The sequence below is a fragment of the Natrinema sp. SYSU A 869 genome (assembly GCF_019879105.1).
Taxonomy (GTDB): Archaea; Halobacteriota; Halobacteria; order Halobacteriales; family Natrialbaceae; genus Natrinema.
Window position 1 is genome coordinate 3,511,292 of sequence record NZ_CP082249.1, and the last position, 12,510, is coordinate 3,523,801.

A 12,510-nucleotide genomic window follows, 5' to 3' on the forward strand; every position below is an offset into this window, starting at 1 on the left:
CCCGAATATCGTCGCCGTCTCTGGTCGGCAGAACCACGCCGTCAATCGCGACCTTGCTCCCGGTTTCGCTCGGGAACGCACGTCAGCAATTGGGCCGTATCGACGACGTTTCGCGTCTCGAGCAATAGTTCGGCCGCCTCGCGGACCGTAAACTCGGCCTCGAGGGCGACGCCATGACAGCGCGCGTAACACTCGAACCAGCGGTTCATCGCGTCCTCGAGGGCAGCGAGTTCGGGACGGGTAAACGGGACCATGCGACCGCCGGTTCGGGCCTCGACGTAGAGCCAGATGGCCGGCCCTGCACCCTCTCGGAGATAGACGTCGGCGTCGTCGGAGCCCGTCACCGCGCCCGCCGAATCCGCCGGACGGGAGCCGTCATCGAACGCCGCCCGCTCGCGCTCGGCGCGGCGAGCGAGTGCGGCGATTCGAGGGCCGTACCGACTCATCCTATCCCTCGCGATACTCGACGCCCTTGCCGCCGCGGGGGTGTTCCCACTCGGTGTCGGCGACGATCGCACAGGTCCCACACTCGACGCAGGGTTGGGTATCGAGGCTGACCAGCGTCTCCTCGGTGCCGTTGGTCTTGACCGCCTCAGAGCGGTAGCAGCCACCGCCGAAGTCCTCCGCGCTGACCGGACAGGCGGTGACCGCCGCACCGCTGGCGGCGTAGGATTCGTCCCTGAGTTCGATATGTGGGTTGCCCACGTCGGTGTCGTAGGTGAGGTCGCCGATGCGCTCCTCGAGGCTCGGCGGCTCGATATCGCTCTCCCAGTGGATCGTCTTACCGTGTTCCTCGGCGATCAGCGTCGGCAGAGAGACGTAGCCTGTCTTCGTATCCGGCAGCATCGACACGAGGAACGGCGAGTTGTACGCCCGCTGCAGCAGGCGGTCGGCAACGGGGTTCCCGACCGCCAGCGAGCCGATCGGCGAGTCGAGGACCCGTTCGACAACGTTCGTCACGGCGTCGTGCTCGCCGACGGTCCGAGAGAGTTCGTACCGCCGGGGTCGGAGTTTGTCCATCGTGCCGGAGTCCTCGAGCAGCTTCGTATAGCGCCGGCCGGCGGCCTCGGAATCGCTGTTTCCCCGGGTGACGGCGAAGGCGTCGGCCGCGAGTGCCCCGGCAGTGACGGCGTGGTTCATCCCCTTGATGATTGGTCCCTGGGCCTGCATCTGGCCGGCGGCGTCGCCGACGAGGACGAGCCGGTCGCGGTAGGGCTCTCGGTGGGCGACCTTCTTCGAGTCGGGGACGAGCTTCGCCGAGTACTCCCGCTCGTGGTACTCGTTTTTGAACCAGCCCGCCAACAGCGGATGGGTCAGCAAGGCATCGAGCAGTTCGTGGGGTTCGGCCTCCTGCTTGACGAGACTGTCGAGGTGGAAGACGGTCCCGATCGAGAGCGAATCCTCGTTCGTGTAGAGGAAGCCGCCACCGCGGACGTCCTCGAAGAGGTCGCCCGAAAACAGGTGGGCTGCGCCTTCGTCCGAGCCGATGTCGAACCTGTCGTTGATCGCGTCGGGATCCATATCTACGACGGCCTTGACACCTTGGAACCACTCATTGGGCTCCTCCCAGTCCATCAACCCGGCATCGCGGGCGAGTTCGGAGTTGACGCCGTCGGCCGCGACGACGAGGTCGGCTTCGATCGGATCGAGCTCGTCACAGGTGACGCCGATGATCTCTCCGTCTTCTCTGAGTAGGCCGTTCACTCGCACGTTCGTTAGCACCCCGCCGCCCGTCTCGCTCGTCTTCTCGTGGACCCGCTTCTCGAGCCAGGCGTCCATCTCCCGCCGGAGCACGGCGTCACACCAGTCGGTGTCGTGCTCGTGGAGGTCGGCTAGATCGTAGGTTTTGACCGTGTTCCCGGCGACGTTGTGGATGTAGTAGTCCGTAACGGGCCGTTCGGCGGCCGACTCACGGAAGCCGTCGAAGAGGTCCTCGAGCGTGTACGGTGCGGAGTCCTCGGCGTAGATCAGTCCACCGGAGACGTTCTTCGAGCCCGCTTCGGTCCCTCGCTCCAGAACGAGCGTCTCGACACCGTGATCGGCCAGCCGCGCGGCCGCCGCGGCCCCGCCGGGGCCACAGCCGACGACCACGGCCTCGTAGTGTTCGTACTCATCAGTCATCGTCCTCACCTCCGTCGGCGACGGCCTCGGGCTCGAGGTCCGTCTCTCCCGATTCGACGGCCTCGGTGAGCCGTGGCAGGACCTCGAAGAGATCTCCCTCAATGAAGTAATCCGAGAAGTCCCGGATCCGGGCGTCGGTATCGGTGTTGATCGCGATGATGGTATCGGACTCGTCCATGCCGACCTTGTGCTGGACCGCACCGGAGACGCCAGCGGCGATGTAGATCGTGGGTGCGACGACCTGCCCGGTCTCACCGATCTGGCGTTCCTCCTTCGAGTACGCCTCGACGTGGCCCTCGAACTGGTAGGAGGAGGTAACGATCCCCCGCGTGATGCCGAGTTCGGCGTCCTCGAACGCGTCCACGAGGTCGAGGCCGAGTTCCATCCCCTCGGTGGGATCGTCCCCAATCCCGCGGCCGAGACAGACGATCACATCGTGGCCGGTGAGGTCGATCCCGGCCTCGAGTTGATCGTACTCGGTAATCTCGACGCGGAACCAGTCGTCGGGGAGTTCCATTTCGTGTTCGACGACCAGCCCGTCGCGATCGGCGTCCGGCTCTATCGGCTCGAAGCTGCCCGGAATGACCGATGCTCCCTGCGGATGAAAGTCCCGGTCCGGGTTATCGAGACAGAGGATCGTCGAGTACTCGAAGCCCGAGAAGTCGGGCCGCTTCATGTGCAGGACCTTCTCGACGGTCTTCTTGACGCCGGGCTCACCGGTCTTGACCGGATTCGAGATTTCGTTTTCCTCGATGAACAGGTCCGAACAGTCCGAGGCCAGCCCGGAGTCGAGTTCGGCCTGAACCTTCGCCGAGAGGTCCCGGCCGTTGTTCGTCGCCGGGAACAGGATATAGCGCGGCTTGTCGTACTCCCGCCAGTCGGTGCTCTCGATGGTTCCCTCCCCGCGAGCCATGTGGGACGCGATTTCGGTGTAGGGCTTGTGCAGGAACCGCTCGAGGCGCTCGTCTTCGTGATAGACCGCGACATCGGCCCCGTAGGCGATGCATTCCTCGGCGAGGTCCTCGCAGTCGTCGCCCATCAGGAACGCGACAACGTCTTCCTCGTCACCGTAGTCCGTTTCGAACTGGTCCATCAGTTCGCGGCCCTTCCCGAGCATCTCCCTCGAGACATCGAGCAACTCCCCGCCCTGCGTCTCACAGAAGATCCACATGTCCGCGTAGTCGCCGTCCTCGAGCGCCCGGATGTGTTTCTTGTCACGGGTAGGATGAGAGAGGCCGTCGTCTTCCTCCGCTTCCCCTTCGGCTTCGTCTGGCTCGGTTTCTGATTCGTCGATTTCGTCTTCGTCTACGTCCTCACCCTCTGCTTCGTCACCCACGTCCTCTTTCGTCTCCTCGTACTCGCCTTCCGTTTCCGTGCCCTCCTCGACGCCGTCGCTCTCGTCGTCCGCTTCGGCACCGGTCTCCTCGAGCCGCCGGTGGACCGCCTCGCGAGCCGTCGCCCGGTCCTGTCCGGCTCGCTCTGCCTCGAGGATCGCCTGTAGTTCGTCCTCATCGTCGACCGTCTCGAGTTCCTCGGTCAGTTCGTCAACCGTGTGGTCGTCTGGATCTATTGCTGTCATTCTAATCACCCGCTCCAGCGGCATACGGCTGCATTTCCTCGAGTACTTCTCCCATGCCCTCGTCATCGGGATCGATCATTGTCGCCTCCCGCTCGGACGGCGCTTTGGGGATCGGATCGACCGAGGAGACGATCGTGGGCGAGCCGTCGAGCCCGATATAATCCGGATCGAGGTTCAGGTCGGTGTGGTCCCACGTCGTCAGGTGATCCTCGTGCTCGGCGGCTCGCTCCTCGGTTTCGGCTCGCAGTTCTTTGTGCGCCAACCTGTGTGATGCCTTCCGATAGGTCGGCTCGAACTCGGGATCAGTGATGACGAAACAGGGCAAGGGCGCTTCGACCGTCTCGATCTCGTCGATGTCTCCCTCGACAAGTCGTTTCGCGCGTAGGGTCCGCTCGTCGGGATCGATGTCGAGCGCGATAACGTGCGTGACTATCGGCCAGTCCATCGCCCAGCACGTCTGCGGGCCGGTCTGGCCGGTCTCCCCGTCCGCCGTCTTGAACCCCGCGAAGACGAGGTCAATGTCGGCGATTTCCTCCTGGTACGTCTCGAGGCCGGCGCTCAACGTGATCGCCGTCGCCCACGTGTCGGAGGCAGCGAGTTCCCGATCCGAGAGCAGATAGCTGTCGTCGGTGTAGACAGATTCCATCGCCCCCTGGAGGACATCACCGTATCCCGGTGGTCCCATGCTCATTCCGCTGACGTGGCCGCCGTGGCGGACCGTGGTCTGGAGCGCGGCCTGCAGCGCGAACTCATCGTTCGGATTCATCACCGTCGGCGTCTTCCCCCGCTCTAAGTGACCGTCCTCGTCGAACGAGACGGCTCCCTCCGAGAAGTCCGGGACACCTTTCGTTAGGACGATCGATCGCATGACACCCTCCATTCTACTTGCTTGTCGTTCTCTCTCATGCTCGTCATACCCTGTCGTAAGTATCAGTATTAAGAATAGGGGTCCGTATCGCCAAGAGAAATCGCCACCCGTGCCGAGCAGTCGGATCAAAACCGAGAGCAGCCGGGTTTCAGTTGGGTATCGATCGCGGACCGGCAGCTATCAGTGGGTCGCAAACTCGAGCGGCGGCGGGGGATCACCGACTATAGCGCCAGTTGAACGTCGTGCACACCCGATCGCGGGGCTGTATGGCGATCAGTGTGTGAACCGTTTTAACTGGGGCTAGAATGAGACCAGCGGGCAAACGGATTGGTGGTCACTCGTTGTTATTCGGGGTCGCGTTCGGTCGTGCCCATCGTGATTTCGCCGTCGGCGCGGATCGTCCCGTCGACCTCGCCGTCTGGACCGAGTTCCAGGTCGGCCGAGGAGACGTCGCCGAGGATGCGAGCGTCCGCACCGATCGTGACGTCGCCGTCGCGGGTGGTCAGATCGCCGTGGATCTGGGTCCCCTCGCCGACAGTGATGTCGCCACGGGCGCGGAGGCTGCCGAAAATCGTGGTATCGCTGCCGACGTCGATCGTCTCGGCACGGACGTTGCCGTGGAGTCGGCAGTCGTCGCCGATCGTCGCAGGCGTCGAGACACGCCAGGTATCGTCGCCGACGGTTGCGTTCCGAGGGATGACGAACGGCTCCGTATCGGGCTCACCGTCCTCCTCATCATCGACGATTTCAGAGATGAGCTGCTGAGCGGCGTCTTCCTCGCCGAGGAGGAGGAGGTGTTTGAGGTAGACGAACAGGAACACGATCGTCGGCATCGGGTTCCTGATGACGATCCAGCCGTTGGCTTCGAACCCGTCCTCGATCTCTACGTCGTCGCCGATGTCGAGATCGCCGGCGACTTTCAGTCGATCACCGATATGGACGCGCTCACCGATGTATGCATCCTCGCCGACGAGGACGTTCTCGGCTACGTCACACCACATGTCGAGCCGACAGTCGCCGCCTGCCTCGATCGCCCCGCCGAACTCGGCCGATTCGCCGGCCAGCACGTTCCGGCCGCGGACGCCGAACTCGACGCTCGAGCGCCCGCCGACGAGGATATCTCCGTCGGTAACGAGGTCACGCTCCTGAGTTTCCGTTCCGTCGGGAACGACGAGTTCGTCGAGCGGATCCCTGCTGAAGGCCACACTCAGGTCCAAAGGGAGTACCACCTAATAAAGCTCGCGCGTCGTCAGTCGTTCGTCTGACGCCCGTCTGCTCTTCTCGGCACTCGCATCGCTTCAGCCGTCGATCACAGTCGCCTCGCTTTTATTACCCCACCGCGTACGTCCGGCCATGACTACGCTCGCATTTGACGACAAGGGAGTCGACGTCGTCTACGAAGGCACCGAGTTCCGTCTCGAGCAGGAACTCATCGAGGAAGCGACCGAGAAATCGTACTACGACGTGACCGACCACGAAGTGCTACAGATCGTCGCCGAACAGCCGAACCTGCAGGGCGAGCCCCGCCGTATCGGCGACATTCTCGACTGAACTGTCCCTGAAGAGTCCAAGGAGCGGACCGTCGTCCGGTTTCAGGCGCCTCGAGTCAGTAGACGACGTGTAAGAGGGCGAATACGACGATCCCGAGCGAGAAGGAGACCAGCCACAGCGTCGCCGCGATGCGGCCGACGCGGGCATGGCTCGTGTCCGGAAGCTCCGCGATCGGGCGGGAGAGCGCGAGCAAGAGCACGTAGTAGAGCAGTGGGATACAGACGATCGCGAGGAAGATGTGTATCGCCAGCAGCGGCAGATAGACGAACTGATAGACCTGATCGGGGCCAGGGAACGGCTGGGGCCCGCCGGTCACGGTCAGTCGGTAGAGATAGAGCGCGAGGAAGGCCACGAACAGCCCGAACGAGGCGGCCATCGCGACGCGGTGGCGCTCGATGTCGCCGCGTCGGATCGCCCGCCAGCCGAGCGTGATCGTGCCGATCGCGGCCGCGCTGAGCACGGCGTTGACGAGCGGAATCGCATCGAGGACCCACTCCGGGGCTGCCGGCACGCTCGAGGACGGAATTCGTCCGCCTGCGGCCGCGAAGACGACCGCCAGCGACACGACGCTCAACACGCCGGTGAGAAGGCGCACGCGCTCTCGAGGGACGTATTCCATGTGTGGACGTTCGAGCGCAACGGGAAAGTGGTTGCTCTCTTTGCTGGACTACCCACTCGACGGTCCGCTAACGCGTCTCGAACAGTGTTATTGAGGGTCGTTGTCAGCCAATTTCCGGGTTTCCGCTCTGAAAAACCGCTTCAGTGCAATCGTCGTTCCTGCATACGATGCGGCCACAACGGCGACGAGGAACAACAGTCCGACGAGAGTCATGTAACTGAACAGCAGTTGCAAGTCCATATTCAATACCCACCTATCGTTACTAAAGTATATTCCTTACTTGGTACGAACTGTTCACCGGCGGTGATTCGGCTCGACGGTACCCTCCCTCGAGTAAGACGATGCGAGAGACGAAGCCATCGCTCGTCGGTGTAGCATCGGAAGGAATTATGCGTGGGTGATGTCCACGAAGGGAAATCACCTGCATCGATTTGTGGTGGAGTGACCCACCTATGCGATGCGTGGGACCGGATTCGAACCGGCGGACCCCTACGGGACAGCGCCCTCAACGCTGCGCCGTTGGCCTGGCTTGGCTACCCACGCTCGCGGTCTCTGTCTGCACTCATTCGTATCCAGTGTGATTATAAAAGCCCTTTCCTTTAGGTCGGCGACTGCGGCTGGGTCCCACGGGAACGGGGCCCGCGAGTAACGGACACTCGAGACACTCGCCTTGCCGGCACTCGTTTGACCGATTCCGGCGTCTTTCCGTACCGTCCGATCGGCTCTCGACCTGCGAGAGACACAAAGGTTTCAATACTCGAGGGGAATCGTCGACCGATGTCGATGTGGTCGGCTCGAACGCGTGCGCTCGCAGGTGCGGCCGTGGCCAGCGGCACGGTCGCCGCAGGCGTGCTCGTCTCGCCGTCGACGATAGTCGGGACCGTTGATGCCGTCGCTGCGGATCCGTTCCTGTTCGGTCTCCTCGTCGCCGGACTCTACCTCGTGCGCCCCTTCCTCGCATGGCCGACGACACCGCTCGCGGTCGTCGTCGGCTACGGCTTCGGCGTCGCCGTCGGCGTCCCCGTCGCACTCGTCGGTGTCGTTGTAACTGTCCTTCCCGTCTTCGTCGCGGCGCGCTGGCTGGCCGCTGATGACCCGGCGACGACTCGAGACACTCGCTCTCGAGCCACCGAAACGCCCGGCGAGGACACCGACAGCGGCCTCCTCGAGCAGGCCGGCGAGACCGTCGCGCGCTACTACGAGACGGCGGGCCGCTCCGTGGCGTCATCGCCTCGCGACTGGCACCGATTCCCTCGGACGTCGCGACGTGTGCCGCCGCGGTCAGCGGCGTTGAGGCTCGCCAGCTGGTAGTCGGGACGGTGATCGGCGAACTCCCGTGGACGATCGCTGCCGTCGTCGTCGGTGCCTCGGCGGCGACGATCACCGCGAGCGGGCTCGAGGGCGTCGGCGTAGCGTTGTCGCTGGCCTGTGGCGTCGCCGCCGTCCTCCTCCTCGCCGGCCCCGCGTACCACAGGATTCGGACGGGGAGCCGAACACAAACGGACGACACGGACAGTGCGAGCCGATCGACGGACAGCTAACGGCGTCGCTGCCAGTACCTGCGGTCACGCAGATTAAAACGCGGAAACCAGGGCCGTGGGGTGCGCTATCGACTCTCGATTACTCGTCGCCGAACGTCTCGACGAGCGAGCCGTTCGGATTCGTGCTCCGACTCGAGAGACGGTGCTCAGCGGAAGGGATCGCTACAATCGATGATGACCCCGTGCTGGGGACAGACGTACTTGCAGTGGCGCTTGTACATCGCTGCGTCGCAGTGTGGACAGCGCGGACCGGCGGCGGTCTGGTTGCTCGAGCCGTCCGTATCGACACCACCGTCCGACCTCGTCTCACTGTCGGCAGTCATACGATAGTGTTCTCGCCAGCGATGCTAAGTGTAGTGTTTCCAGTGGATCGTCGAGCGCGAAACGAGAGGGAGAAATGGACGCAGAAAGACAGCGTCGAAACGGCCTCAGTCAGCGCTCAGCACTCGCTCCAGCCACAAGATTCGCACGTCTTGCAGCCTTCGGAGAAGTACAGCGTCATCGAGCCACAGTCGGGACACTCCGGCGACTCGCCGGCGTCGATGAGGTCCTGGGTCGTGTCGTCGTCGTCCGCGGCCTCACTGCCCTGCGCGGCGGCCGCACCGCCGTCGGTCTTGGGACCGTCGTAGTCGGCGATCTCGGCGTCGGCCGACTCCTCGAGTGTCTGCTGTTTCGGGTACGGCTTGTCGATCTCGCCGTCGAGGTAGCGCCGCATCGCAGTGCCGATGGCGTCCGGGATGGACTGGATCTGTTCGCCCTTGTCCCAGGCGACTTTCGGACTGCGAGTGCCACAGAGTTCGTCGACGATCTCCTCGGGGTCGACACCGGAGCGCAGCGAGGTCGAGATGACCTTTGCCAGCGCTTCGGTAAAGGAGTTCGTGAAGCCGCCGGAATGGCCGATGTTCGCGAACAGTTCGAACGGCTGTCCGGTCTCGGGATCTTCGTTGATCGTTACGTAGATCTTTCCGTAGCCGGTGTCGATGCGCTGGCTAACGCCCTGTAGCGCATCGGGTCGCTCGCGCTTCTCGGTGAAGTCGATCTCGACCGGCTGGCGGTCATCGTTGTCGACCAGCGAGCCGACGTCCTCCTCGAGGACGTCCCGGACTTCATCGCTCTCGAGGAAGGCCTCGAGCCCGCCGAAGATCTCGTCGATCTGTTCGACTAGCGCTTGGGCGGCTTCGGTCTCGTCGGCGAAGTCGGCGTTGTCCGCACGCGTGGTCAGCACCTGTTTCGAGCGGGTACCGTCGCGGTAGTAGGTGACGCCCTTGCCGCCGTTCTCGTAGACCCACTCGAAGACCTCCTTGGCGTCCTCGAGCGTGGAGTCGTTCGGTGCGTTGACCGTCTTCGAGATGGCGGAGTCGACACCGTTCTGGCAGGCACACTGCACTGCAGCGTGCTGTTTCGCCGAGACGGCCGAGGTGATGACGAACAGTTCGCCGATCGCGTCCGGCACCGTCGAGAGGCCTTCGACGCCGTCGAACTGATTCGTCGCCATCTGCTCTTGTGCTTCTTCCTTGACGGCATCGACGTCGATATCGTTGTCCTCCAAGACGCGGAGGAAGTAGTCGTCGAACTCGACTAACATCTCGTCGCCCTGAACGTCGTCGGTGACGTTCTTGTAGTAGGCGACGTTGTAGATCGGTTCACAGCCACCCGTCGTATTGCCGACCATCGAGGTCGTCCCGGTCGGGGCGATGGTCGTGACGTTGTGGTTGCGGATGGGGAAGCCGTCTTCCCAGTCGTCGGCGTTCTCGCCGGTCTGGCGCTCGAACCACTCGCGGTACTCGGTTGGGTTCGCGTACTTCGACTCGTTCCAGTCGTTGAACGAACCGCGCTCTTCGGCGAGTTCGTGGCTCTTGGCCTTTGCACCGTGGTTGATGTGGGTCATCAGCTGGCTGGCGACTTCGTTCCCTTCGTCGCTGCCGTACTTGATCCCGAGCTGGACGTATAGCTGGGCCAGGCCCATGACGCCCAGACCGATCTTGCGCATATCTCGGACCTTCTCTTCGATCTCCTCGACCGGGAAGTCCGACATCGTGACGACGTTCTCGAGGAAGCGGGTGCCGTACTCGATGCGTTCATCGAACTCCTCGAAGTCGATAGCTTCCTCGAGGAAAGCGTCGACGGCCGCTTCCTGCGAATCGTACTCGTCGCCGTGCTCGTCGGACCAGACGCGCCAGTCGGGAGCGTCGAGATCCGCCAGCGTCGAGAGGTTGATATGGCCGAGGTTACAGGCCTCGTACTCCTCGAGTGGCTGCTCGCCACAGGGGTTCGTCGCGAGCATCCGGTGGTCGTCTTCCTTCTCGACGTCGAAGGAGTGTTCCTTGTTGACTCGCTCGAGGTAGATGACGCCCGGTTCGCCGTTCTCGTGGGCACCTTGCACGATGCGTTCCCAGACGAGTTCCGCCGGGATCGAGAGCGGTTCACCGACCTCGATGTGCTCGCCGAGGTCGTACCGGCTGTACATCTCCTTGGTCTCCTCGGTGGCGATGTGGGGCTCTTCCGTACGCGGGTTGGTAAACGTGTACTCCTCGCCGTTCTGGACCGCGTCCATGAAGTCGTCGGTGACGCCGACGGAGATGTTAAAGTTCGAGAGGTGGCCCTCGACAGCGTTGCGCAGGTGTTTGGGCACGCGCCCGTCCTCGTCGATCAGGTCACGGGCCTCCTCGAGGGCTTCCGAGAAGGTGGTGTAGGTGTAGTCGTCCGGATCGTTCAGTCGCAGTGTGTGAGCGAGCGAGACGTCCTTGTTCTTGGCGTGAATGAACTCGATGACGTCGGGGTGGGAGACACGCATGATGCCCATTTGGGCACCGCGACGGGTCCCGCCCTGGGCGATGGTCTCACAGAGCTGGTCGTAGGTCCGCATGAAAGTGATCGGGCCGGAGGCGATACCGCCGGTCGAGCCGACCGAGTCACCGTAGGGGCGCAATTGCCAGAAACCGTATCCGACGCCGCCGCCGGACTGGAAGACTTCGGCCGCCTTCTTGGCGGTCTCGTGGATATCCGAGAGGTCGTCGTCGGGGGACATGACGAAACAGGCTGAGAGCTGCTGGAGCTCGTCTCCTGCGTTCATCAGGGTCGGCGAGTTCGGCATAAAGGAGAGCGACTCCATTCCGTCCGTAAAGGACCCGGCGACGTCCTCGACGTGATCGCGTACCTCGTCGGGGAGTTCGGGGACGATAGTATCGTACGCGAACTTGTTGACGTTGCGCTCGGTGAGCGTCGTCTCGGCGTCGTCGTCTACGGTGACACCCTCGCCGAAGACTTCTCCGGCGAGTTCGTCTCGGCGTGGATGGTCGGGCTTCAGCTGGTCGGGCGTGACCGTAATCTCGTGGTCCTGCTTTTCGGCCTCGTAGACCGCTTCTGCGAGGGCGACGTTCTTGCCAACGCGATCGAAGAGGTCCTCCTGTGTCTCGATCAGGTCGCCGTTGGCGTCCTTCCGGAGATAGCGAGCCGGGAGAATGTTATTGTAAGCGTTGTCGGTCAATCGCTCTTCGAGGGTCTCCCCGTCGGAGCGTTTGATCGGGAGGGTGAGATCCGCCGCGGATAGCTCGGCGTCGCTCATGCGCGGGTCACCTCGTCGCTATACCGCCGCCGCGTGTCGATTCTGGCGTGAGTCGGAATCCTTGCTCTCATCATTCGTGACGAAGGTTCGGTATTCATGCATCCCTCATAAAACGTGGTGTTGTTGTCCTACTTTTCTTGTAGTAATACAAATTCGGTTTCAGAGATATCTCTGTAACCTATCGTGGTTCATTCTCCCGCGACCGTCGAAACGGCCGCCTGGGTGGTCAACGATACCTACGTCGCGGACCGTCTTAACGATTTTCAGACTCGGCTGAAAATGACTGTAACCGATGAGATGGCGTCGCAGTCCCGTGATTTTCTCGTTTGTAGATATTTCTTCGTGAGTCAGTCAATATCGCGAGTCAGTCATAGTATCCAGAAAGATTACGTCACTGGGCATGGGAAATAGCATATGATCGATGCACTGACGTCGGCACCACCGGTCCTGCTGGTGTTGACCGTACTCGCCGCCTTCGCGGTCGCTGTCATCGCGCTCCGAATCGCGATCAAACTGGCCGTTCGAGTCGGCATCGTCGCCGCAGTCGTCCTCGCGGCCCTCTACGCGGTCGGGCAACTCGAGTTGCTTCCCGGCGTCTGATACGACTTGGACAATCGGCGACACCAGTAAAGAATCGCCTCGCTACGGAACCGCTGCTCGTTTTCG

11 protein-coding genes, 1 tRNA gene and 1 pseudogene are annotated in these 12,510 nt (G+C 62.8%); 3 read left to right on the forward strand and 10 right to left on the reverse strand.

Annotated elements, in window-relative coordinates; genetic code table 11:
* Positions 1-41: 41 nt before the first annotated feature.
* From K6I40_RS25625 to K6I40_RS25645, 5 genes are all read right to left on the reverse strand, one after another.
* Positions 42-446, reverse strand: a complete 405-nt coding sequence (locus K6I40_RS25625; protein ID WP_222918211.1) for a hypothetical protein — start codon at positions 444-446, stop codon at positions 42-44.
* 1 nt (position 447) lies between these two features.
* On the reverse strand, positions 448-2,121 hold the full coding sequence (locus tag K6I40_RS25630) for an FAD-dependent monooxygenase (protein WP_222918214.1): 1,674 nt from the start codon (positions 2,119-2,121) through the stop codon (positions 448-450).
* Positions 2,114-3,700: an electron transfer flavoprotein subunit alpha/FixB family protein gene (locus K6I40_RS25635; protein ID WP_222918216.1), complete on the reverse strand. Its 1,587-nt coding sequence runs from the start codon at positions 3,698-3,700 to the stop codon at positions 2,114-2,116. Before K6I40_RS25635 ends, K6I40_RS25630 begins: the two co-directional genes overlap by 8 nt.
* A gap of 1 nt (position 3,701) precedes the next feature.
* Positions 3,702-4,568, reverse strand: coding sequence for an electron transfer flavoprotein subunit beta/FixA family protein (locus K6I40_RS25640; RefSeq protein ID WP_222918217.1), 867 nt, complete (start codon positions 4,566-4,568; stop codon positions 3,702-3,704).
* A 344-nt stretch (positions 4,569-4,912) separates the two neighbouring features.
* On the reverse strand, positions 4,913-5,773 hold the full coding sequence (locus K6I40_RS25645) for a polymer-forming cytoskeletal protein (RefSeq protein WP_222918219.1): 861 nt from the start codon (positions 5,771-5,773) through the stop codon (positions 4,913-4,915).
* Between the two features lie 148 nt (positions 5,774-5,921).
* Between K6I40_RS25645 and K6I40_RS25650 the strand changes: the two genes are divergently transcribed.
* The gene (locus K6I40_RS25650) at positions 5,922-6,119 is read left to right on the forward strand and encodes a DUF5800 family protein (RefSeq protein ID WP_006431251.1); all 198 of its coding nucleotides are present in this window, start codon (positions 5,922-5,924) and stop codon (positions 6,117-6,119) included.
* Between the two features lie 55 nt (positions 6,120-6,174).
* Here K6I40_RS25650 and K6I40_RS25655 read toward each other — a convergent pair whose 3' ends face one another.
* From K6I40_RS25655 to K6I40_RS25665, 3 genes are all read right to left on the reverse strand, one after another.
* Positions 6,175-6,738, reverse strand: coding sequence for a DUF420 domain-containing protein (locus tag K6I40_RS25655; RefSeq protein WP_222918221.1), 564 nt, complete (start codon positions 6,736-6,738; stop codon positions 6,175-6,177).
* 87 nt (positions 6,739-6,825) lie between these two features.
* Complete coding sequence (locus K6I40_RS25660) at positions 6,826-6,978, reverse strand: hypothetical protein (RefSeq protein WP_222918223.1); 153 nt, start codon at positions 6,976-6,978, stop codon at positions 6,826-6,828.
* A gap of 218 nt (positions 6,979-7,196) precedes the next feature.
* Positions 7,197-7,281, reverse strand: a tRNA-Leu gene (locus K6I40_RS25665).
* A gap of 234 nt (positions 7,282-7,515) precedes the next feature.
* Between K6I40_RS25665 and K6I40_RS25670 the strand changes: the two are divergent.
* A pseudogene (locus tag K6I40_RS25670) lies at positions 7,516-8,279 on the forward strand (VTT domain-containing protein).
* A gap of 146 nt (positions 8,280-8,425) precedes the next feature.
* Here the strand turns inward: K6I40_RS25670 and K6I40_RS25675 are convergent.
* Both K6I40_RS25675 and K6I40_RS25680 read right to left on the reverse strand, forming a co-directional pair.
* Entirely contained in the window at positions 8,426-8,602 is a 177-nt protein-coding gene (locus tag K6I40_RS25675; RefSeq protein ID WP_222918226.1) for an HVO_2523 family zinc finger protein, read from the reverse strand.
* Between the two features lie 116 nt (positions 8,603-8,718).
* Positions 8,719-11,844: an adenosylcobalamin-dependent ribonucleoside-diphosphate reductase gene (locus K6I40_RS25680; protein WP_222918228.1), complete on the reverse strand. Its 3,126-nt coding sequence runs from the start codon at positions 11,842-11,844 to the stop codon at positions 8,719-8,721.
* Between the two features lie 414 nt (positions 11,845-12,258).
* Here K6I40_RS25680 and K6I40_RS25685 point away from each other — a divergent pair, with 414 nt between their 5' ends.
* Entirely contained in the window at positions 12,259-12,444 is a 186-nt protein-coding gene (locus K6I40_RS25685) for a hypothetical protein (protein ID WP_222918230.1), read from the forward strand.
* Positions 12,445-12,510: the final 66 nt, after the last annotated feature.